At 59.6% G+C, this 23,652-nt stretch carries 17 protein-coding genes; 11 read left to right on the top strand and 6 right to left on the bottom strand.

Going from position 1 to position 23,652, the window contains the following annotated elements; translation table 11 throughout:
• Positions 1-155: 155 nt before the first annotated feature.
• On the top strand, positions 156-2,009 hold the full coding sequence (locus BMS17_RS26745; protein WP_046033165.1) for a polyurethanase: 1,854 nt from the start codon (positions 156-158) through the stop codon (positions 2,007-2,009).
• A gap of 36 nt (positions 2,010-2,045) precedes the next feature.
• Here BMS17_RS26745 and BMS17_RS26750 read toward each other — a convergent pair whose 3' ends face one another.
• Positions 2,046-2,270, bottom strand: a complete 225-nt coding sequence (locus BMS17_RS26750) for a YgdI/YgdR family lipoprotein (protein ID WP_046033166.1) — start codon at positions 2,268-2,270, stop codon at positions 2,046-2,048.
• A 170-nt stretch (positions 2,271-2,440) separates the two neighbouring features.
• Here BMS17_RS26750 and BMS17_RS26755 point away from each other — a divergent pair, with 170 nt between their 5' ends.
• The 3 genes from BMS17_RS26755 (at position 2,441) to BMS17_RS26765 (ending at position 7,412) form a co-directional block, all read left to right on the top strand.
• Entirely contained in the window at positions 2,441-4,108 is a 1,668-nt protein-coding gene (locus tag BMS17_RS26755) for a VRR-NUC domain-containing protein (RefSeq protein ID WP_077432227.1), read from the top strand.
• Positions 4,105-6,384 (top strand): ATP-dependent DNA helicase, encoded by a 2,280-nt coding sequence (locus BMS17_RS26760; RefSeq protein WP_077432226.1) that lies wholly within the window; start codon positions 4,105-4,107, stop codon positions 6,382-6,384. The genes BMS17_RS26755 and BMS17_RS26760 overlap by 4 nt, the downstream gene beginning before the upstream one ends.
• Positions 6,385-6,512: 128 nt before the next feature.
• Positions 6,513-7,412, top strand: coding sequence for a zeta toxin family protein (locus BMS17_RS26765; RefSeq protein ID WP_046033167.1), 900 nt, complete (start codon positions 6,513-6,515; stop codon positions 7,410-7,412).
• Here the strand turns inward: BMS17_RS26765 and BMS17_RS26770 are convergent.
• Positions 7,393-8,145 carry a DJ-1/PfpI family protein gene (locus BMS17_RS26770; protein WP_046033193.1) on the bottom strand — a complete coding sequence of 251 codons (753 nt, stop codon included), beginning with the start codon at positions 8,143-8,145 and terminating at the stop codon, positions 7,393-7,395. The two genes, BMS17_RS26765 and BMS17_RS26770, sit on opposite strands and share 20 nt — an antisense overlap.
• A 147-nt stretch (positions 8,146-8,292) precedes the next feature.
• Here BMS17_RS26770 and BMS17_RS26775 point away from each other — a divergent pair, with 147 nt between their 5' ends.
• On the top strand, positions 8,293-10,215 hold the full coding sequence (locus BMS17_RS26775; protein WP_046033168.1) for a PAS domain-containing sensor histidine kinase: 1,923 nt from the start codon (positions 8,293-8,295) through the stop codon (positions 10,213-10,215).
• Between the two features lie 67 nt (positions 10,216-10,282).
• Here the strand turns inward: BMS17_RS26775 and BMS17_RS26780 are convergent, their stop codons facing one another.
• The 4 genes from BMS17_RS26780 to BMS17_RS26795 form a co-directional block, all read right to left on the bottom strand.
• A complete protein-coding gene (locus BMS17_RS26780; protein WP_046033169.1) occupies positions 10,283-10,759 on the bottom strand; it encodes a hemerythrin domain-containing protein in 477 nt (158 codons plus the stop codon).
• A gap of 295 nt (positions 10,760-11,054) precedes the next feature.
• Positions 11,055-11,282, bottom strand: coding sequence for a hypothetical protein (locus tag BMS17_RS26785; RefSeq protein WP_223525560.1), 228 nt, complete (start codon positions 11,280-11,282; stop codon positions 11,055-11,057).
• Between the two features lie 260 nt (positions 11,283-11,542).
• Entirely contained in the window at positions 11,543-12,886 is a 1,344-nt protein-coding gene (locus BMS17_RS26790) for a sodium:proton antiporter (protein WP_046033171.1), read from the bottom strand.
• 240 nt (positions 12,887-13,126) lie between these two features.
• Complete coding sequence (locus BMS17_RS26795; protein ID WP_046033172.1) at positions 13,127-14,281, bottom strand: MalY/PatB family protein; 1,155 nt, start codon at positions 14,279-14,281, stop codon at positions 13,127-13,129.
• 354 nt (positions 14,282-14,635) lie between these two features.
• Between BMS17_RS26795 and fdnG the strand changes: the two genes are divergently transcribed.
• From fdnG to selB, 6 genes are all read left to right on the top strand, one after another.
• Positions 14,636-17,701, top strand: coding sequence for a formate dehydrogenase-N subunit alpha (fdnG, locus tag BMS17_RS26805; protein WP_139348125.1), 3,066 nt, complete (start codon positions 14,636-14,638; stop codon positions 17,699-17,701).
• A complete protein-coding gene (gene fdxH, locus BMS17_RS26810) occupies positions 17,702-18,637 on the top strand; it encodes a formate dehydrogenase subunit beta (RefSeq protein WP_046033175.1) in 936 nt (311 codons plus the stop codon).
• The gene (locus BMS17_RS26815; RefSeq protein WP_077432149.1) at positions 18,634-19,287 is read left to right on the top strand and encodes a formate dehydrogenase subunit gamma; all 654 of its coding nucleotides are present in this window, start codon (positions 18,634-18,636) and stop codon (positions 19,285-19,287) included. Before fdxH ends, BMS17_RS26815 begins: the two co-directional genes overlap by 4 nt.
• A 4-nt stretch (positions 19,288-19,291) precedes the next feature.
• Complete coding sequence (gene fdhE, locus BMS17_RS26820) at positions 19,292-20,218, top strand: formate dehydrogenase accessory protein FdhE (RefSeq protein WP_046033177.1); 927 nt, start codon at positions 19,292-19,294, stop codon at positions 20,216-20,218.
• 64 nt (positions 20,219-20,282) lie between these two features.
• Positions 20,283-21,713, top strand: coding sequence for an L-seryl-tRNA(Sec) selenium transferase (selA, locus tag BMS17_RS26825; protein ID WP_077432150.1), 1,431 nt, complete (start codon positions 20,283-20,285; stop codon positions 21,711-21,713).
• Positions 21,710-23,647 (top strand): selenocysteine-specific translation elongation factor, encoded by a 1,938-nt coding sequence (gene selB / locus BMS17_RS26830; RefSeq protein WP_077432151.1) that lies wholly within the window; start codon positions 21,710-21,712, stop codon positions 23,645-23,647. The genes selA and selB overlap by 4 nt, the downstream gene beginning before the upstream one ends.
• Positions 23,648-23,652 lie beyond the last annotated feature (5 nt).

Genomic DNA, 23,652 nt, shown 5'->3' on the forward strand with positions numbered 1-23,652 from the left:
CGCTGGCGTAGCCTGCGTCGGGCTGAAACCTGTCGGCGCCAGGCATCACGTTTGCGTAAAGGCTGCATGCACTAAAGGCTCCGGGGCGCTTCGTGATCGAGGCGTCCTGGTTGTGAGCCATCTCTGACAATTCCAACAAAAGAGAGGCAATACCAATGGGTGTGTACGACTACAAAAACTTCAACACGGCAGACTCCAAGGCGTTGTTCACAGACGCCATGGCCATCACGTTGTATTCCTATCACAACCTCGACAACGGCTTTGCCACCGGCTATCAGCACAACGGTTTCGGCCTGGGTTTGCCCGCGACATTGGTCACCGCGTTGCTGGGCGGCACCGATTCACAGGGCGTCATCCCCGGCATTCCCTGGAACCCGGATTCGGAAAAAGCCGCACTGGACGCGGTGCAAAAAGCCGGCTGGACACCGATCACCGCTACGCAGTTGGGCTATGACGGCAAGGTTGACGCTCGCGGAACGTTCTTCGGCGAAAAGGCCGGTTACACCAGTGCGCAAGTCGAGATCCTCGGCAAGTACGATGCTCAGGGACACTTGACCGAAATCGGCATCGCCTTTCGCGGCACCAGCGGCCCACGAGAAACCCTGATCAGCGATTCCATTGGTGACGTGATCAACGATCTGCTGGCGGCGTTGGGCCCCAAGGATTATGCAAAAAACTATGTCGGCGAAGCCTTCGGCAACCTGCTCGGCGACGTGGCGGCGTTCGCCCAGGCCAATGGCCTGTCGGGTAAAAACATTGTGGTCAGCGGCCATAGCCTCGGCGGCTTGGCGGTCAACAGCCTGGCGGACTTGAGCACGGATAAGTGGGGCGGGTTTTTCGCGGACTCCAACTACATCGCCTACGCGTCGCCGACTCAAAGTGGCACCGACAAAGTACTCAACGTCGGCTATGAAAACGATCCTGTGTTCCGGGCCCTCGACGGTTCATCGTTCAACCTGTCATCGGTGGGTGTGCACGATGCCGCCAAGGAGTCGGCGACCGACAACATCGTCAGCTTCAACGATCACTACGCGTCGACGGCGTGGAATGTGCTGCCGTATTCCATTCTCAACATCCCGACCTGGATCTCGCATTTGCCCACCGCTTACGGCGACGGCATGAACCGGGTGATTGAATCGAAGTTCTACGACCTCACCAGCAAAGACTCGACGATCATCGTCGCCAACCTGTCGGACCCGGCGCGTGCCAATACCTGGGTTCAGGACCTCAACCGCAATGCCGAAACCCACAAGGGCAGCACGTTCATCATCGGCAGCGACGCCAACGACCTGATTCAGGGCGGGCAAGGCACCGACTACCTGGAGGGCCGCGACGGTAACGACACCTTCCGCGATGGCGGCGGCTACAACATCCTGTTGGGCGGCAAGGGCAATAACATGCTGGAATTGCAGCAGTCGGTGAAAACCGTCGAGTTTGCCAATGACGGCGCCGGCACTTTGTACCTGCGCGATGCCAATGGCGGCATCAGCATTACCCGGGACATCGGCAGCATTGTCAGCAAGGAACCGGGATTCCTGTGGGGGCTGTTCAAGGACGATGTGACCCACAGCGTGACGGCCAACGGGCTAGTGACCGGCAACAACGTGACCGCATACGCCTCATCGGTGAAGGGTGGCGCCGGGGCCGATACGCTCAAGGCGCAGGCCACGGGCGATTGGTTGTTTGGCCTGGACGGTAACGATCAACTGATCGGAGGCAAAGGCAACGATGTCTTTGTTGGCGGGGCGGGGAATGACCTGATGGAGTCGGGAGGCGGGGTCGATACGTTCCTGTTCAGTGGCGCCTTTGGCCAGGACCGGGTCGTGGGCTATCAGGCAAACGACAAACTGGTGTTTCTCGGGGTTCAGGGCGTGGCGCCCATCGATGATTTTCGGGCACATGCCACCACCGTCGGGCATGACACGGTGCTGACATTGGGTGGGGATTCGGTGACGTTGGTGGGGGTTGGACTGGACAGTTTGTCCGGTTCGGGGATTGTGATTGCCTGACAGTGTTGGGGGCCGGTAAGGCCCCCTTCGCGGTCCTCAGTCTTCCGGGCGCACCGTGGCCACATCCTTGGAGTTGACCTTGATTTTGGTGCCGGAAATATCTTCAAATTCGTAGAATCCGTCCTTGGTCTTGGTTTTCGGCATGTCCTTGGTCAAATACTGAGTGCCGTTTTGCAGGGTCACGACCGTCGGTGTCGAGCAGCCGGCCAGGGCTAACAAGGCTGCTGCGGCCAGCGGTAGACCCAGGGTTTTGATGTTCATGTTCACCTCATGCAATGCTGAAAAAACCTCTATGTCGGTTGGTGCCATCGATTGGCAGAAAGTTCGATGCCTGCCCGAAAATGACTGAATAACGCCGCCGCTTATCCTTTTCCGTTTGCACCGTACCGCGGGGAACTGTTATCTGTATGCATAACCAGTGCTCGCTTGCCATGGCGCTTTTCCCTGTGACTGCAAACCCCCTCGACGATCCGTTCTATTACCTCAACAACTTCATGCAAGTGCTTGACTGGCTTGAACATCGTTATGCCGATGTATTAAGTGTAGAAGAACACGCCTTCATCCGTGATTTAGCCCGGCTGCCTCGGGAGTCGCGGGCGCTGCTGGTCAGAATGGTGATGCGCAAGGGCGTGCATTTTCGGGCCGGTAAACTCAGTTACGTCGAGATCGGTGACATCGCCAGTGCTGTCGCACCGTTGTTGGCGGCGGGCTGGATTGATGAGACGACGCCCTTGCACATCGAGGAATTATTCGAGGTGCTGCTCAAGGGCGAAATTCTTCAATGCTTCGGCGCGCTGATCGATCAACCGAAGGGCAAAAAGGCCGATTGGCTCGCACAGTTGAGTGAACAGTTTCCCGAGGCACATCGCTTTGCCCAATGGTGTCCGGCACTGCATGACCGGCTGTTCACCTTGACCATCATGGACCTGTGCGACCGGTTTCGGCTGATGTTCTTTGGCAACCTGTATCAGGACTGGTCGGAGTTCGTGCTGGCCGATCTGGGCATTTTCACCTATGAAAAAGTCGAGTTCAGCCTCGAATCCAGGGGCCTGCACAGTCGCCAGGATGTGGACGCCTGTGTGTTCCTGCATCAATGCCAGCAGCATTTCGAGGCGGGCGAACCGGTGGCGTCCATCGTCGAGCGGATCAACGGCCTGACACTTGGTAATCCATGGCTGCAGCGACGTCGCGACAAGTTGTTGTTTCAGATAGGTCAGCATTGCGAGCGCATCGCCGATTTCGCCGGTGCGCTGACGATTTACCGCGACTGTGCCTTTCCCGGCGCCCGCGTGCGGTTGATTCGCGTGCTGGAGCGTTGTGGTGACTATCAACTCGCCCTGGACCTGGCGACGCATGCCGAGCAATCGCCGCAAAGCGCCTCCGAGCATCAGCATTTGCTACGAGTATTGCCCAGGCTGCGACGCAAACTGGGAGGTCCGGCGCTCAAACGGTCAGCCCCCCGGCCAATGGAACGCCTGGACCTGCAGCTGCCAAGAACCGATCTGGCGTTGTCGGTGGAAGGTTACGTTCAGGCCCACCTCGCCGAAGAACTGGCGCCGGTGCATTACGTCGAGAACAGCCTGATCAACTCACTGTTCGGATTGTTGTGCTGGCCGGCCATTTTCGCGCCAGTGCCGGGGGCGTTCTTTCACCCGTTCCAGCGTGGGCCGGCTGACCTGCTGCATGAAGACTTTTCAGCGCGCCGGGCCGAGTTGTTCGACGCCTGCCTGGCTGAGCTCGATGACGGCCGTTACCGGCAGACGATTCGTGAGCGGTTTGCCGCAAAGTGGGGCGTTCAGTCGCCCTTTGTATTTTGGGGGGTGCTGAGCGAAACGTTGCTGGACCAGGCACTCGATTGCCTGCCGGCCGAACACCTCAAGCACTGGTTCAACAGACTGTTGCTGGATATCAAGGCCAACCGCGCCGGCATGCCGGACTTGATTCAGTTCTGGCCCCAGCACAAGACCTACCGCATGATCGAAGTCAAAGGCCCCGGCGACCGGCTGCAAGACAACCAACTGCGCTGGCTGGAGTTCTGTCACGAGCATCAAATGCCCATTGCCGTCTGCTACGTGCAATGGGCGGAGCCGGGCGCTTGAGCTACAGCATCGCGGTACGGGCATTGTGCGAATTTACCGCCAAGGTCGGCGACCTCGACCTGCGTTTCACCCCGTCGCCGACGGCGCTGGAAGGCATCGTCGGGCACCGTACCGTCGCGTCCCGGCGCAGTGACGGTTATCAAAGCGAAATCGCCCTTGAAGGCGTGCACAAAACCCTGAAGGTAAAGGGCAGGGCGGATGGCTATGACCTTGGGCAAAACTGCCTGGAAGAAGTCAAAACCTATCGCGGTGACTTGAGCAAACAACCGCCCAATCACCGACAACTGCATTGGGCGCAGGCGAAGATCTACGGCTGGTTGATGTGTCAAAAACTGGAGCTGACACAGATCAACCTGGCGCTGGTGTATTTCGACATCGTCAGCGAAAAGGAAACTTGCCTGGTCGAGGCGTTCAGCGCAGCACACCTGCAGCAGTTCTTCGAGCATCACTGCGAGCTGTTCTTGCAGTGGGCCGAGCAGGAAATGGCCCATCGCGAGGCGCGCAATCAAGCGGCGCAGCAATTGGCTTTTCCCCATGCCGGGTTTCGTCCTGGGCAACGGCATTTGGCTGAATCGGTGTTCAAGGCCGTCAGTACCGGTCGCTGTCTGATGGCGCAGGCGCCGACAGGCATCGGCAAAACCGTGGGCACACTGTTTCCGATGCTCAAGGCCCTGGCGCCGCAGCAACTGGACAAAGTGTTCTTCCTCACCGCCAAAACGCCGGGGCGAAAGCTTGCGCTGGACGCTGCCCAGGTCATTCAACAAAGCGCCGATGCGCTGCCACTGCGTGTGCTGGAAATGATCGCCCGGGACAAAGCCTGCGAGCATCCGGACAAGGCCTGTCATGGCGAATCCTGTCCGTTGGCGCGGGGTTTCTACGATCGTTTGCCTGCCGCTCGTCAAGCTGCCAGCCACCTGAGCCTGTTGAATCAGGCTGCATTGCGCCAAGTCGCCCTGGATCATGAGGTTTGCCCGTATTACCTGAGCCAGGAAATGGCCCGCTGGGCAGACGTGGTGGTCGCTGACTACAACTATTACTTCGATTTCAGTGCACTGTTGTTCGGGCTCGCCCAAGCCAATAACTGGACCGTCGCGGTGCTGGTCGACGAAGCCCACAACCTGGTGGAGCGCGGCCGGCAGATGTACAGCGCCAGCCTTGATCAATCGACTCTGCGTGACATACGCAAAACCGCGCCCGAAGCATTGAAAAAGGCTTTGCAGCGGGTCAATCGGGAGTGGAATGCCCTGCATAACCAGCAACTCGGTGCCTATCAGGCGTACGACAAAGCACCGGAAAAGCTGCTTCAGGCCTTGTTTTCGTGCAGCGCGAGTATCGGTGACTACTTGAACGATCACCCGCAGGGACTGGACAGCGCCCTGCAAAATTTCTACTTCGAGATGCTGCAATTTTGCCGGGTGGCCGAATGCTTCGATGAACAGTTCCTGTTCGACATCAGCAAGCGCGACCTCGACCGCCAGCGGCCATTGTCCCAGCTATGCCTGCGCAACGTAGTGCCGGCCGGCTTCATCCGCCCGCGCCTGACCGCTGCGCGCAGCGCGGTCTTGTTCTCTGCAACCCTCAGTCCAAAGCACTATTACGCCGACCTTCTGGGTACGCCTGAAAATACGGTGTGGATTGATGTCGAGTCGCCGTTTCAGGCGGATCAGTTACAAGTGCACATCGTCAGTCAGATCTCGACACGTTTCGTCCACCGGCAGGCGTCGCTTGAGCCGATTGTCGAGCTGATCGCCCGGCAATTTGGCGAGCGTCCCGGGAACTATCTGGCGTTCTTCAGCAGCTTCGATTATCTGCAGCAAGTGGCGCAGTTACTGGCCGAGCGTCATCCGCACATCACACGGTGGTCGCAGTCCCGGGGAATGGGGGAGGCACAGCGTCAGGACTTTCTCGACCAGTTCACCACGCACAGCCAAGGGGTTGGCTTTGCGGTGTTGGGCGGTGCGTTTGGTGAAGGCATCGATTTGCCTGGCGCACGCTTGATCGGCGCCTTCATCGCCACGCTGGGCCTTGCGCAACTCAATCCGGTCAATGAACAGCTGAAACACCGCATGGCCGCCCTGTTTGGTGCCGGGTATGACTACACCTACCTGTTCCCAGGCGTGCAGAAAGTGGTGCAAGCGGCAGGGCGAGTGATCCGTACCCAGCAGGACCAAGGGGTCGTCATGCTGATTGACGACCGGTTTGGCGACAGCAAGGTTAAACAGCTATTGCCACGCTGGTGGGCGTTTGAACCGACGAATCTTCGCGCTTTCGAGTAGGACTTTTTACGTTATAGAACAGCGACATATCTTGAAAGACACGCCGATTTGAACAAACGCCCGATCACCGCTTTATTCAAAGGGCAGGTAATCACTTTCAAGCGAATCTTTGATAAGGAAATCAAGGTATGTCAGTTGCACCGAATTACGCTTACACCCCGGCGCAGGTCACGGCTGCATTCAATGAAATCAAGACCTCGTTGTTCAGCGGGATCATCGCCCAGGCCACCCCAAAGGTATTGATTGTTGCGGGGCTGCAAGGCTCCGGCAAAACCTACCTACTGGAAAACCACCTCTTACCCACCCAGCGCTACGAGCAATTCGTTCGTCTTTACGTGCCCGAATACCGACAAAAACACCCCCAGTATGCCGAGATGATCAAGCTCGGCGTCCTGCATGCCTATGAGCACACGGAAACCTTCGTTCGAGAACTCAGTACCAAGATCTTCACCGAAGCCTTCACCCTCAAATACAACATCATTGTGGAGTGCGCCTTCGACAGCATCGATTTCGCCGCATTTCCTCCGCTGGCAACCGCTGCCGGTTACCAGTTCGAGACGCACATCGTAGGTTGCAATCAAGCGTTCGCCCACCTGTCCAGTATCAAGAGAGCACTCAAGAGCCTGGAAAACAGGGAGCTCGAACGGTTTGTCACGGTGTCGGCGCTGGAAGCCGGCATGAGTAACGCACAAGCAATCATCCTGGCCTTCGAGACCGCCTCGAAAGCAGTCAGCGGCTCACAGATCACGGTGTATGAACGTGGGCTGGGTGGATTGAAAGAGCGGGTTTCGCGTTTCCAGAAAATCTATTCCAACGCCGCCACCGATGTCGTTTCTCCTACGGCCCCAACCGCTTACAGCACCTATGGCAACATCATCAACAACCACATCTACACCAAGAGGGAACGTGACGAGATGGTTAAGGAATGCCACCTGGCACTGCTCAAAACCCAGGCACACGCAGCGCAAGTGCCTGACTTTGTCTACAACGACCTGCAGGCTTACATCGTCAAATACGTGTACCGATAAGTCGTAGCCATTCGGCGGCGAAGCGATGACAGTCTCCCGGCCAGCGAGCGGTCAGTAGCTGGCCATCGCGCACGACGAAGCCTCGTTGTGGCTGGTCTGCTGAATCACGTACGGCGAGAAAGGGGCCCCGCAGGAAATCTGCGGGGCTGGAAAGGGCGGCGGTGACTTCCGCCTCGACAGTCTGCGGGTAGGTTCGGTAATAACGCCCAAGCCAGGCAGCGGTCATTACCCAGGCCGGCAATTCCATGGTGTTGGCCACCAGTGCAGTGACCTTGCGCCCTTGTAACACTGAAAGCCCGGTGTCGGGATCAACCGTGCGGGCGAGCAGCAAAACACCGTGACACACCGCGGCCACCGGTTTGTCGGCCTTGAAAAAGTGCAGGGCAATTTGTTGTGCCTGAGTGGATTCCAACACGCTGCGCATGCCCTTGGCATGGCCGCCAGGAATCAGCAGGCCCTCGAACTGGCTTGGGTCGACATCGGCGTAGGACAGCGGTTTACGAAAGGCCGTGTCTTCGATCATCTGCCTGTAGCTGTCAAGATCAGGCTCGCGCGTCATCAATAAAGGGTTCAGCGGGCCAAAACCGATATCCACCAACCGCGAATCGGCGTAGGCAGGCAATCCTGAGGGCGTGGCAAAGCACACATCGATCCCGGCTCTGTGCATCGCTTGCCAAGGCACGCTGCTCTCGGTCGGGTCGTAGTCAGAAGTCGGCAACAGAATCAGGATCATGGGGGCGCCTTTTGTCAGCCAGAAATGGCCATTGGCATCGAGCATAGGGGGTCTGGTGCCAGTACTCCACCGAACATGCACCTTGCGGCTTTCCAAACCCATGGTTTACCGCATACTCCATAAAAATGTTAATCCCGGGTGTAGTCGATGAGTGAGAAGTCGTCCAAAGTAAACTCCATCGAGGAAATGCGCTTTCGCCTGTTGATTGATGCAGTGGTGGACTATGCGATCTACATGATCGATCCGGATGGCATCATCACCAGCTGGAACTCTGGCGCCCGGCGATTCAAGGGTTATGAGGAAGCGGAGATTCTCGGCCAGCATTTTTCAAGGTTCTATACCGAAGAAGATCGACGTGCCGGTTTGCCCCAGCGGGCGCTGGACACGGCAAATCGGGAAGGGCGATTCGAAGGCGAAGGCTGGCGGGTGCGCAAGGACGGCACGCACTTCTGGTCGCACGTAGTCATCGACCCGATTGTCGACCCGAGCGGCAAATTGCTGGGGTATGCCAAGATCACCCGGGACCTGACCGACCGGAAAATCGCCGAGGAAACCCTCAAGCAAAGCGAGCAACAGTTTCGGTTGCTGGTTCAAAGCGTCACCGACTACGCCATTTATATGCTCGACCCCGAGGGACGCCTGACTAACTGGAACCCTGGCGCCCAGCGCATCAAGGGCTACCGGCCCGAAGAAGTGATCGGCCAGCACTTCTCGATGTTCTATACCCCTGAAGACCGCGCAGCCGGTGAGCCGCAGCGGGCCCTGGCGATTGCCACACAGGAGGGGCGATTCGAAAACAAGGCCTGGCGGGTGCGTAAGGACGGCACGCGGTTTCTGGCCCATGTGGTGGTCGATCCGATATGGGGCGAGACCGGCAGGTTGCTTGGTTTCGCCAAGATCACCCGTGATATCACCGAAGCCACCCAGGCACAGCAAGCCCTGGAGCAGACCCGCGAAGCGCTGTTCCAGGCGCAGAAGATGCAGGCCATCGGCCAATTGAGCGGCGGGATCGCCCACGATTTCAACAATTTGTTGACGGTCATCCTCGGCAATCTCGAAATCGTCCGCAAACGGGTAGGGGACGACCCGAAATTGACTCGTTTGGTCGACAACGCCCGGCAGGGTGCCTTGCGCGGTGTGACCCTGACTCAGCGCATGCTGGCCTTTGCCAGACGTCAGGAACTCAAGTCCGAATCCGTGGGAATACCCGCGTTGGTGGAAGGCATCAGTGGGTTGTTACGCAGTTCTCTGGGGCCTTCCGTAGCGCTCGACATGCAGTTTTCAACAGAACTCAAACCGGTCATGGCGGACGTCAACCAGCTCGAACTGGCGGTTTTGAACCTGGTCACCAATGCCCGGGACGCCATGCCCGACGGCGGTAAAATCATCATCTCGGCCAAGTCCTCCGAGCTTTGCGACCAAGCCGCGTTATCGCTTGATAACGGTCCGTATGTCTGCTTGAGCGTGACCGATACCGGCGAAGGCATGGACGCTGACACCCTGGCTTCAGCGATGGATCCGTTTTTCACCACTAAAGGCGTCGGTAAAGGTACGGGCCTGGGGCTGTCGATGGTGCATGGCTTTATCGAACAACTGGGCGGGCGGTTCATTCTCAGGAGTCACAAGAACATCGGCACCACTGCCGAATTATGGATTCCTGTTGCTACGACCACGTCAGTAATCAAGGCGGCCATCGAAGAAGAACAATCAGAACCGGTGGCCCGGTTGTGTGTATTGGTAGTCGACGACGACAGCCTTGTGTTGACCAGTACCGGCCTGCTGTTGGAAGACCTCGGTCACCGGGTGATCAGTGCGGCCTCAGGTGCTCAGGCGCTCGAATTGTTCGACAGTGAGCAGAACATCGACCTGGTGATTACCGACATGGCCATGCCTCATATGAATGGCGCGCAACTGTCACAGGCCATTCGGCTGAAGAAGCCGGAAATGCCGATTGTCCTCGCTACCGGATACGCCGAGCGTCTGGAGGGTTTTGCGGTCGAACTGCCACGCTTGTCCAAACCCTTCACTCAACTCAATCTGGTGGAAGTCATTGCCCAGGCCATGAAGTGATTGCCGCCCTGCAAAATCCCCGGCGTTTGGGCAAACGCCGGGCTTTCCTGATGTTGGTATCTCAAGATCAAGCGGCGAGGTTACCGTCGCCCAGTTCTTTTTTGTATTGCGCCTTCAACGTTTCCATCTGTGCGCCTAACTCTTCCAGGGTCGCTTTCCCCAGCAGCTTTTTCGCTTGAGGGAACATCTCCGTTTCTTCCTCTTCGATGTGGTGTTCCAGCAACTCCTTGACCACTTTGACTCGACCTGCAAACTCGGGAGTGGAAGGATCGGTCACTTTCAGGTCCGGTAGCACCAATGAGTCCACGGTGCGGTGTTCTTCCTTGGCTTCGTAATACATCACGTCCTGCTCCTTGCCTCCGGCCTTTTTATAAGCCGGGTACAGGACTTCTTCCTCAAGCCGGGTATGAATGCTGATTTCCATTTCCAGTTTGGCCAACAACTCTGCGCGTTTTTTAATACCGCGTTCGGTGGACTCACTTAATTGGCTCAGGATGCCTTTTACACGTTCATGGTCAGCTTTCAACAGATCAATGGCGTTCATGGTCAGTCTCTCAAATCAACGTGGGGGTAGCGAACGGACTCATTGGCCGACAGTCGCTTGAGGTGATTGAGCATAAGGCGTGCCGCCATTCAGCCTGATCAAGATTCCATAAAAATCAATCACATAAACGCCGGTGTGGTTCGCTGCGGTCGTGCAGGCTGCATGAGTCCAGGATTTGGCCCATGCAGTTCGCAGTGCAATACGACCAAGCGCTGCAACGTGTCTACGTCTTACCGTTTCAAACATGAATTTGGAGTCAAAAAAAACCCGGCAATTGCCGGGTTTTTTTCGACGCTCAGGCCCGCTCTTCAAGCTGTTCGCGCAACTGATGAGACTGATTGGCCGACCTCGGAATGGGCGGAAAATCTTCGTTGAGCAGGCGCAGATGCTCAATCGCTTCCTGAAACTTCACATCAGCTTTTCGACGCAGGGCTTGATAGCGATCAAACTGCTCTGCGTCCAGATCGTCGCCCTCCAGCAACTCAAAAGCACTACGGCTTAACGCTTGGGCTTCTTCGAACATCTGACGATTGCGTTCCAGAGCGAACGCACGGCAGGCTTTGATTTGATCGGAGGAAGAACACTGGATCATGACCGGCACCTTGTTTTTATGTGGGGTCCCTTATAAAAAACGTCTTCGCCGCAGGGGGACCAGACCTGCCAGGCCCGCCAGATAATGTCAGGCGGGTGGGGCTGATGTTGTGACCACCAGACCCCATAGGGTTTCAAAAAATTTTGCGCAAAAAAATAGATAATCCACGGCATAAACGCTTGAGTGAAAAATCAATTTATTTGTTTTTTCCGGTGTTCATAGCGCTCCAGCATGGGTTGGGTACTGAGTCCGTGAGCCAGGATACTCAAGGCTACCAAGGACAGCGTCATGTCGGTGCATACCGTCGCGGTTGATTGCCCTAACCCATGGTTCAAGGCGTAGAACAGGTAGTACAGGCTGCCGATTCCGCGTATGCCGAACCAGCCGATCAACAGCCTTTGTCGCCAGTCGAGTAGCGGCCCCCATGGTATGACGGCAACACACAGCGGCCGGATCAGGCAAAACAAAACCGCCCCGATCGGCAGTGCGCGCCAGTCCCAGTGTGCAATCAGTACGACACCGAGCAGGGTCACCAGAAACACTTCCATGGCCCGTTCCACCAGGCTGCCGAATGCGAGCATGTCACCCATCATGATGCCCGCCGCAACCTGCGTGTCTTCGAGGTGCTCGGTATCGCCATGTACGGCATGCTGCGGCTCGACGTTCTGATGACCGACCACAGGCTGGACCAGATGTTCGGCGGGCACTTCATCATGACGGGTGGTGTTGACCTCTTCCTGACGAAGGCCATGGCCGGCGGCAAACACTGACAAAAACCCATAGGCATGGATCGACTCGGCCCCGACATACGCCAGGGCGATCAGGGCCAGGGCCAGGTAGTCATTGGGGGACAGCGTGCTGTCATCGTTGCGGATTCGCAGCAACAACGTCAGGCGTCCGATGCCGCGCCCCATCCAGTATCCGCTGAGCACGCCGGCCGGCACCGCCCACAACACGCTTCGCAATAACCAGTCCCCCAGCCAGCCGGGTTGACTGTCATGTTGCAACAAGAGCAGGCCAAGAATGACGAAGGGGAAGGCGATCCCGTCGTTGAGCCCGGCTTCGCCCGACAGACCGAAACGTACGGGGTCGTCATCCCGGGCATCGTTGACTTGCACGAGGCTGGCCAGCACCGGGTCGGTCGGTGCGAGAATCGAACCGATCAATACCGACGCGCCCCAGGACAATGCAAACCCGTAATGCAACAGCAGGCACACGCCGGCAATGGTCAACACCATGACCGGCGCCGCCAGCCCCACCGCAATCCGCCAGTTTTTATCCTTGAACGGCAAGCGTAATTTCAGTCCGCAGACAAACAACGAGAACAGCACCGCGACTTCCGTCAGGTGCTCCATCCAGTTGGCTGCGTCATCGGTGTTCAGCTTCAACAAACCCAAGGCGCCTGGTCCAATGACAGCGCCCAGCACCAGGCACACCGCCGACGTGGTCACTGGCATCCATCGCAGGTACGAGGAGGTCAGTGCCAACGTCAACAGCACGACACCCAACACCGCGACCCACAGGATGAAACTCATGGTTTGCTACTCGCCAGGCAGGTGTCGCGATGGTTCGTGCATGACTCTTCAGCGGCCCGTGATGTGGGCTTACAAGTATTGAGGGGGAAATTTGGCAGGGGTTCATTTTTTCTGGCGAAACCACACCCTGTAGCAGCTGGCGCAGCCTGCGTCCGGCTGCGCAGCAGTCGTGTTTGTGGCGTCTGCTTCGCAGCCGGACGCAGGCTGCGCCAGCTGCTACAAAGGGAATAGTCGTTGTTGCTAGGCCTTGTGGTTACGCAAACTGCGCTCCATCCGCGCAATGCCTTCTTCGAGCAACGCGCGCGGGCAGCCGAAGTTCAGGCGCACGAATTGCCGGGCGTCATCGCCAAAATCCAGGCCCGGGCTCAAGCCGACCTTGGCCTGTTCCAGGAAGAACTGCTGCGGGTTGTCCAACCCCAGCGCCGAGCAGTCGAGCCACGCCAGGTAGGTGCTTTGCGGCACATTCATGGTGATACCCGGCAGGCGGGTGCGAACGGCGTCGACCAGGTAATCGCGGTTGCTTTGCAGGTAAGCGCTCAGTTCCGTCAGCCATGGCCCGGCTTCGCTGTACGCGACGCGGGTGGCTTCCAGGCCCAGCGGGTTGACGCTGTCGACCATGCCGCAACGGGCGTGGTTGACCTGCTCACGCAGGGCGCGATCCTGAATGATCATGAACGAAGTTTTCAGGCCGGCAATGTTGTAGGCCTTGCTCGCCGACATCAGCGTGATCGTGCGCCGGGCGATGTCCGCGCTCAGGGTCGCCATCGGTACGTGCTTGCGCCCGTCAAAGCACAGCTCGGCGTGAATCTCGTCAGAGATGATCCACGCGCCCTGTTCCAGGCAGATGTCGGCAATTGCTTGCAGTTCGTCCCGTGGAAAGGCTTTGCCCAGCGGGTTGTGCGGATTGCTCAGCAGCAGCGCGCCGCCACCTTGCAGCGACTGGCTCAGGGTGTCGAGCGGTGTGGTGTAGGTGCCGTCGGCCTGCTCATTGAAATTCAGCTCGACCTTGTTCAGGCCCCAATGGCCCGGTGCGTGGCGCAGTGGCGGATAGTTGGGAACCTGCACCACGACGTTTTGTTGCGGCTGGACCAGCGCTTTGAGGGCCATGTTGAAGCCCGACTCGACGCCCGGCAGAAAGATCAGCTCTTGCGGCTCGATGCGCCAGGCGTATTTGTTCCAGAGGTCGGCGACGATGGCTTCGCGCAAGTTGTCCGGGGCCACGCTGTAGCCGACCATCGGGTGTTCCAGGCGTTTTTGCAGGGCCTGGATGATCATCGGCGGTGCGGCGAAATCCATGTCGGCCACCCACATCGGCAACACATCGGCCGGGTAGCGGCTCCATTTGGTGCTACCGGTGTTATGGCGGTCGAACACCTGATCAAAATCGAAAGTCATGCGCGGTCTCGTAACGGCGGATTAATCATGCCGGCCATGATAAGCGCCAAATCTTGTGGGAGCGAGCCTGCTCGCGAAAGCCCGCAGTAAAACCCTGTGGGAGCGGGCTTGCCCGCGATTGCTTCGGCACCGTCAACATTTATATCGGCTGACCCACCGCCATCGCGGGCAAGCCCGCTCCCACAAGGATCGTGCCGACGGGTACAGAGGCCGACAACTGGCCGACGGTCGGTTTTCACACCGATTGCCAATGCGCGGACTACAGTTTGAAGTGTCGGCAGTCCGTCTGCCGCCACCGTGATTGATTGAAAAGTCCGGCAAAGCACCGGATTTCCACCTGATCAGGAGTGCACGATGGACCTCAGCCGTCGTCAGTTCTTCAAGGTCGCCGGCATCGGCCTTGCAGGCTCTAGCCTGGGGGCGTTGGGCATGGCCCCGACGCCTGCCTTTGCCGAACAGGTGCGTCACTTCAAGCTCACCCACACTCATGAAACCCGCAACACCTGTCCGTATTGCTCGGTTGGTTGCGGGTTGATCATGTACAGCCTGGGCGATGACGCGAAGAACGTCGCACAAAATATCATCCACATCGAAGGTGACGCCGACCACCCGGTCAACCGCGGCACCCTTTGCCCCAAAGGCGCTGGCCTGCTGGATTTCATTCACAGCCCCGGTCGGCTGCAATACCCGCAGGTACGCAAGCCCGGCAGCAGCGAGTGGACGCGCATCTCCTGGGATGAAGCGCTGGATCGCGTCGCCGACCTGATGAAGACCGATCGTGATGCCAACTTCATCGAGAAGAATGCCCAGGGCCAAACAGTGAACCGCTGGCTGACCACCGGTTTCCTCGCGGCATCGGCGGCGTCCAACGAAGCGGGCTACATCACCCACAAGGTCATTCGCAGTCTCGGCATGCTGGGGTTTGATAACCAGGCGCGTGTCTGACACGGCCCGACGGTGGCAAGTCTTGCCCCGACGTACGGCCGTGGTGCCATGACCAATACCTGGACCGATATCGCCAACGCGAATCTGGTTCTGGTGATGGGCGGCAACGCAGCAGAAGCGCACCCGTGCGGTTTCAAATGGGTGACAGAAGCCAAGGCGCACAACAAGGCGCGGCTGATCGTGGTCGACCCGCGATTTACCCGCACGGCCTCGGTGGCCGACTATTACGCGCCGATTCGCACCGGCACCGACATCGCGTTCATGGGCGGTCTGATCAATTACCTGCTGACCGAAGACAAGATCCAGCACGAGTACGTGCGCAACTACACGGACGTGTCGTTCATCGTCAAAGCCGGGTATGGCTTCGAGGACGGGATTTTCAGCGGTTACGACGTGGCCAAGCGCAGCTACACCGATAAGTCCGGCTGGGGCTACGAGCTCGGTGAGGACGGCTTCGTCAAAGTCGACCCGACCCTGCAAGACCCGCGCTGCGTCTATCAACTGATGAAGCAGCACTACAGCCGCTACAACATCGATCTGGCGAGCCAGATTTGCGGAATGCCGGTCGATGCCATGCAGAAAATCTGGGAGGAGATCGCCACTTGCTCGGTACCGGGCAAGACCATGACGATTCTTTACGCCTTGGGCTGGACCCAGCATTCGATCGGCTCGCAGATCATCCGCAGCGCGGCGATGGTGCAATTGCTGTTGGGCAACGTCGGTATGCCGGGCGGCGGCGTGAATGCCTTGCGCGGGCACTCCAACATCCAGGGCCTGACCGACCTCGGCTTGCTGTCCAACTCACTGCCGGGTTACCTGACGCTGCCGGGCGATGCCGAACAGGATTACGCGGCGTACATCACCAAACGCACGCAAAAACCGCTGCGGCCTGGGCAACTGTCCTATTGGCAGAACTACAGCAAGTTCCACGTCAGCCTGATGAAAGCCTGGTACGGCGCCAATGCCACGGTGGAGAACAATTGGGCGTACGAGTACCTGCCGAAGCTGGACATCCCCAACTACGACATCCTTAAAGTGTTCGACTTGATGGGGCAGGGCAAGGTCAATGGCTACTTTTGCCAAGGCTTCAATCCGATTGCGGCGTTACCCGACAAGAACCGGGTGATGGCGGCGCTGGCCAAATTGAAATGGCTGGTGGTGATGGACCCACTGTCCACCGAAACCTCGGAGTTCTGGCGCAACGTCGGGCCGTACAACGATGTGAAAAGTGCCGACATCCAGACCGAAGTGATTCGCCTGCCCACCACCTGTTTCGCCGAGGAGGACGGCTCGCTGGTCAACAGCAGCCGCTGGCTGCAATGGCACTGGAAAGGCGCGGACGGTCCGGGCGAAGCGCAAACCGATATCCGGATCATGGCCGAGCTGTTCCTGCGTCTGCGCCAGCGCTATCAGGCGAAGGGCGGCGCATATCCCGATCCGATCCTCAAGCTGTCGTGGCAGTACAAGATTGCCGACGAACCCACACCGGAAGAACTGGCCAAGGAAATCAACGGTTACGCCGCCACCGATTTCACCGATGCCACGGGCGCGGCGATCAAGGGCAATGCGCAACTGGCCGCGTTCAGCCAGCTCAAGGACGACGGCAGCACGGCGTCTGGCTGCTGGATTTTCTGTGGCAGCTGGACCGAAACCGGCAACCAGATGGCCCGGCGCGATAACAGCGATCCGTTTGGCATGCATCAGCACCAAGGCTGGGCCTGGGCCTGGCCGGCGAACCGACGGATTCTTTACAACCGTGCTTCGGCCGATCCGCAAGGCAAGCCGTGGGATCCGAAAAAACGCCTGGTGTGGTGGAACGGCAAAGTGTGGGGCGGCACCGATGTGCCCGACTACAAGGCCGACGTGCCACCGGAAGCGGGGATGAGCCCGTTCATCATGAACCCCGAAGGCGTGGCCCGGTTCTTCGCCGTCGACAAAATGAACGAAGGCCCGTTCCCAGAGCACTACGAGCCGTTCGAGACGCCCATCGGCATCAACCCGCTGCACCCGCAAAACAAGAAAGCCACCAGTAACCCGGCGGCGCGGATCTTCGATTCGGTGTGGGATACCCTCGGTGTGGCCAAGGACTACCCCTACGCCGCCACCAGCTATCGCTTGACCGAGCATTTCCACTTCTGGAGCAAGCATTGCAAGCTCAACGCCATTGCCCAGCCGGAACAGTTCGTCGAAATCGGTGAAGTGCTGGCGAAGGAGAAGGGCATCGTCGCCGGTGACCGCGTGCGCGTCAGTTCCAAGCGCGGCCACATTGAAGCGGTGGCGGTGGTGACCAAGCGGATTCGTCCGTTGCAGGTCAACAATCAAGTGGTGCACCAGATCGGTATCCCGTTGCACTGGGGGTTTACCGGGCTTACGCGCCACGGTTACCTGACCAACACCCTGGTGCCGTTCCTCGGCGATGGCAACACACAGACCCCGGAATCCAAGTCATTCCTGGTCAACGTGGAGAAAGTCTAAATGGCCAGCCAAGACATCATTGCCCGTTCGGCCACCACGACAGTCCCGCCTTCGGTGCGCAATCAGGAGGAAGTGGCCAAACTGATCGACACCACCAAGTGCATCGGTTGCAAGGCCTGCCAGGTCGCCTGCTCGGAATGGAACGAGCTGCGCGACGATGTCGGGCACAACCTTGGCACTTACGACAATCCGCAGGACCTGAGCGCAGAAACCTGGACCCTGATGCGCTTCACCGAGCATGAAACCGATGCCGGCAACCTTGAGTGGCTGATCCGCAAGGACGGCTGCATGCATTGCGCCGAACCCGGCTGCCTGGCCGCGTGCCCAAGCCCCGGGGCGATCATCAAGCACGCCAATGGCATCGTCGACTTCGACCAGGACCATTGCATCGGCTGCGGCTATTGCATCACCGGCTGCCCGTTCAACATTCCGCGGATCTCGCAAAAGGACCACAAGGCGTACAAGTGCACGCTGTGTTCGGACCGGGTCGAATTCGGCCTGGAACCGGCCTGCGTGAAAACCTGCCCGACCGGGGCGATCGTGTTCGGCACCAAGGAAGACATGAAAGAACACGCCGCCGAGCGCATCGTCGATTTGAAAAGCCGTGGCTTCGAAAATGCCGGTCTGTACGACCCGGCCGGCGTTGGCGGCACCCACGTGATGTATGTGTTGCACCACGCCGACGCGCCGCAGCTGTACGCCGGGCTGGCGAAAGACCCGGCAATCAGTCCGTTGGTGGGATTGTGGAAAGGCGTGAGCAAACCGCTGGGCTTGCTCGCTATGGGCCTGGCGGTGCTGGCCGGGTTCTTCCATTACGTGCGCATCGGGCCGCAGGTGGTGGAAGAGGATGAGCATCCCCCAGGTAAAGACCCGGCGGTGCATGAGGTTGACCCATCGGTTCATACCTATGATCCGCGGCGGGAGGACAGGCCATGAGCAACAAAACGATCCTGCGTTATACCGCCGGCCAGCGCACCAATCACTGGCTGGTCGCGATCCTGTTTTTCATGGCCGCACTGTCCGGGCTGGCGTTGTTTCATCCGGCGCTGTTCTGGCTCAGTAACCTGTTTGGCGGTGGCCCGTGGACGCGCATCCTGCACCCGTTCATGGGCGTGGTGATGTTCGTGCTGTTCCTGGGCCTGGTGATCCGCTTCTGGCGGGCCAACTTTTTTATCCGTAACGACGGCTTGTGGCTCAGGCGGATCGACAAGGTGATTCAAAACGAGGAGGAGGGTGTGCCGCCCATCGGCAAATACAACCCCGGGCAGAAGCTGCTGTTCTGGACCTTGCTTGCCTGCATGTTGGCGCTGCTGTTGACCGGACTGGTGATCTGGCGCGCGTATTTCAGTGCGTACTTTGGCATCACCCTTATTCGTTGGGCGATGTTGCTGCATGCGTTGGCCGGATTTGTACTGGTGCTCAGCATCATCATCCACATCTACGCCGGCATCTGGATCAAGGGCTCGGTCAGCGCCATGGTGCATGGCTGGGTCAGCCGTCCCTGGGCGAAAAAACACCATGAACTCTGGTACCGCGAAGTGACCCGCGACGAACAACCGGACCGGCCAATCAGCAAAAAAGGATAAGCCCTTGGCGACGATTCTTGAGCCTGGAGAGATTGAAGCGGCGGCGAGTTCACCGCCGTTTCTGTATAGGCCGCCGCACAACCTGTTCACCTTGCGCGCCTTACGCCTGGAGCGCCTGGCCGAAGGGCATCCACTGGCGGATTACCTGCGGCTGGTGGCCGGTGTGTGTCATGTGCAGCAGCGCTTGATGGACGATCCGCCGGTCACAACGCCGCCTGATCCCGAACGAATCAAGGTCTGCCAGGCGCACGGCTTGCCACCACTTGCCGCCGACAGTCTGGTACGCGAGGGCCATTGGTTGCCGTACCTCGGAGCGTTGTTGCAGCGCTACCAACCACCGCCACAACCCGCCGTCGAAAAAGCCCTGACGACATTGCGCAACACCCGCGACGGGCAACTCAAGGCCTGGGCGGTGGCCTTGGTCAGCGGCCAGTTCACGCTGCTGCCGGCCGCGCTGGTGCCGTTTCTGGGAGCTGCGCTGCAAGCGGCCTGGAGTCACTGGTTGCTGAACACGCCGGGGCTGGATCTGAAACCCGGTGACGCCCTCAATCAATGCCCGGCCTGCGGGTCGCCAGCGATGGCGGGGGTGATCCGTCACCGAGGCAAACACAACGGTTTGCGCTATCTGGTGTGCTCGTTGTGTGCCTGTGAATGGCATGTGGTGCGGGTCAAATGCGTGTATTGCGAGCAAAGCAAAGGCCTGGATTACGTCAGCCTCGATGACGACCGCCACGCGGCCAATCAGGCACCGCTGCGTGCCGAAACCTGCCCAGGTTGTCGCAGCTATTTGAAGTTGCTGTACCTGGAAAACGACGCCGAGGCGGAAGCGCTGTCGGCAGACCTGGCCAGCCTGATGCTCGACATGCGCCTGGAACAGGAAGGCTACTCGCGTCCGGCGCCCAATTTGCTGCTGGCCCCGGGGGGTGACTGAACGCTTCACTTGAGCTCAACGGCTACACTCAGGCGCGACGGTCAATCGTTTCCGGGAGCGCCTGATGTCTTCAACGTCCGCCAGCCAAACCTTGCGGCTGCCTTCCATCGACAGTTTGTTGCGTCATCCCGCCTGCCAGCCGCTGGCCGAGCGCTATGGCCGGGACGCGCTGCTGGCGAGCCTGCGGCAATTGCTCGATGACTTGCGCGAACCGGTCCTGACGGGCCAACTCGATGCCGTGGAAATCAGCCCGCAGGTCTTGGCGGGGCGGGCGGGCGAGCGCTTGGCGCAACAACACCAAAGTCATGTGCGCCGGGTGTTCAACCTGACCGGCACCGTGCTGCACACCAACCTCGGGCGGGCATTGCTGCCTGAAGTCGCCATTGAAGCGGTGCAAATGGCCGCACGCTATCCGCTCAATCTCGAATTTGATCTGAACAGCGGCAAACGCGGTGACCGTGACGACCTGATCGAAGGGTTGATCCGCGAATTGACCGGCGCCGAAGCGGTGACGGTGGTCAACAACAACGCGGCGGCCGTGCTGCTGACACTCAACAGCTTGGGGGCGCGCAAGGAAGGGATTATTTCCCGGGGCGAACTGATCGAAATCGGCGGTGCGTTCCGCATTCCCGACATCATGGCGCGGGCCGGGGTGCGCTTGCATGAAGTCGGCACCACCAACCGCACCCATGCCCGTGATTACGAAGCCGCCATCGGCCCGCGCAGTGGTCTGGTGATGCGCGTGCATGCGAGCAATTACGCCATCGAAGGATTCACCGCACGGGTGCCGACCGCCGAGCTCGCGCAATTGGCGCACAACCATGGGTTGCCGCTGCTCGAAGACCTCGGCAGCGGCAGCCTGCTGGACCTGACCCGCTGGGGCCTGCCCGCCGAACCGACGGTGCGCCAGGCTATGCTCGATGGCGCAGATATCGTGACCTTCAGTGGCGACAAATTGCTCGGTGGACCGCAGGCCGGGTTGATTGTCGGGCGCAAGGACCTGATCGCCAAGATCAAGAAAAACCCGCTCAAACGTGCGCTGCGCGTCGACAAACTGACCCTGGCCGCGCTCGAAGCGGTGTTGGGTTTGTACCGCGATCCCGAGCGGCTGGCCGAACGTCTGCCGAGCCTGCGGCTGCTGACACGACCCCAAGCCGACATCCTCGCGCAAGCACAACGGCTGCAACCTTCGCTGGCTCAGGTATTGGGTGACGGCTGGAGTGTCAGCGCGATGCCGGCACTGGGCATGATCGGCAGTGGCAGCCAACCGGTGGCGCGCTTGCCGAGCGCTGCGTTATGCCTGCGGCCCAACGTGTCCAAGCGTCTGCGCGGCCGGCAATTGCTGGGGCTGGAAGCTGCGTTGCGTCAGTTGTCTATCCCGGTGCTGGGCCGAATCGACGACGACGCGCTGTGGCTGGACCTGCGCCAACTGGATGACGAAGCGGCTTGGCTGGCGCAACTCGATCAATTGTCAGTCGAGGGGCGGGCAGGGTGATCGTCGGCACGGCAGGGCATATCGATCATGGCAAGACGTCTTTGCTCCAGGCGTTGACCGGGCAGGCCGGCGACCGTCGCCGGGAAGAACGCGAGCGCGGCATGACCATCGACCTCGGCTACCTCTACGCCGCGCTGGAACCGGGCGCCGGGTTGACCGGGTTTATCGACGTGCCCGGTCACGAGCGTTTCACCCACAACATGTTAGCCGGGGCGCAAGGCATTGATCTGGTGCTGCTGGTGGTCGCCGCGGATGACGGGGTGATGCCGCAAACTCGCGAACATCTGGCGATTGTGGAACTGCTGAACATTCCTCGGGCATTGGTAGCAATCACCAAGTGCGACCGGGTCGAACCGGCCAGGGTGTCCATCGTGCGCGGGCAGATCCAGGCGTTGCTGGCATCGGGCCCTTATGCAAACGCGCCGCAGATCGCCCTGTCGAGTGCCACCGGGGAAGGTGTCGAGGCACTGCGCCAGGCTTTGCTCGACGCTCAGCGTGAAGTGCGCCAACGCAGCACCAGCGGCGGTTTTCGCCTGGCGATTGATCGGGCTTTTAGTGTCGCCGGTGCCGGGATCGTGGTGACGGGCACCGCGTTGTCCGGGCACGTGGCGGTGGGCGACACCCTGGTGCTGAGCCCGCAGGGCAAGCCCGTACGCGTGCGCGGTCTGCATGCGCAAAACCAGGCAGCAGACACAGCGATGGCCGGTCAACGCGTCGCACTGAACTTGAGTGCCGAGCGATTGGCACTGGATCAGATCCACCGTGGTCATTGGTTGCTGGCCGAGTGGTTGTATGCGCCGACTCAACGCCTCGACATCGACCTGCGTTTGCTGGCCAGCGAAGCCAAAGCCTTCGAGCACTTTCAGCCGGTGCATGTTCACCTGGGCACTCAGGACGTAACCGGGCGGGTGGCGCTGCTGGAGGGTGCCAGCCTGGTGCCGGGCGGGCGGATATTTGCGCAGGTCTTGTTGAATGCCCCCGTGCACGCAGTCAAGGACGACCCTGTGATACTGCGGGACCAGAGTGCCCAACGCACCCTCGGCGGAGGCCGGGTGCTCGACCCGTTTGCCCCGTCCCGGCACCGTCGCAGCCCCGAACGGCTGGCGCAACTGCAAGCCCTCGACATCGGTGACAATCTGGAAGCGGTCTTGCCGGCGTTGTTGGCCCACAGCGACACGGGCCTCGATCCCCGGCAACTGGAACGTCAATTCAACCGTCCACGCGCGACGTGGCAATTGCCCGATGATGTGCGCCTGATCGAGACCCGCCAAGGTCCATTGCTGTTCAGTTCGGCGCGCTGGGAAGCGTTGAAAGCCCCCTTGCTGGAACACCTCGCACGCTTCCATCAATTGGAACCGGACCAGATGGGCCCGGACCGGGATCGCCTGCGTCGGTTTGCCGCCTCCGTGCTGGAGCGCCCGACGTTCATCTGCCTGCTCGACGAATTGCTGGCCGGTGGCGCTATTGTCACCAGCGGTCCGTGGCTGCATTTACCGGCTCATCAAGTGCGCTTGAGCGACGACGACGAAGCCCTGTGGCAGCGCTTGCAGCCGCTGTTCGAGCAGGCCGGTTTCGATCCGCCGTGGGTGCGCCATCTGGGACATGACGAGGCGACCGTGCGCTTGCTGCTACGCAAAATGGCGCGCCTGGGACTGCTGCATCAGGTGGTGCGGGACCTGTTCTACACCGACGCGATGATCCGTCGGTTGGCGGCTATGCTGTTGCAGATGGCCGAGCTTGATCCGGTGATTCAGGTCGCGGCGTTTCGCGATGCAGTGGGCCTGGGGCGCAAGCGCAGCATTCAGATTCTGGAATACTTCGACCGTATTGGCCTGACCCGGCGCATGGGCGACAAACGCCAGATCCGTCCCGACAGTGCGTTAGCCCGAGAACCAGAGCTCCGACAACCAGAGCCCCGACAACCCGAGGACTGATTTCC

This window comes from Pseudomonas sp. C9, assembly GCF_002000165.1.
Taxonomy (GTDB): Bacteria; Pseudomonadota; Gammaproteobacteria; order Pseudomonadales; family Pseudomonadaceae; genus Aquipseudomonas.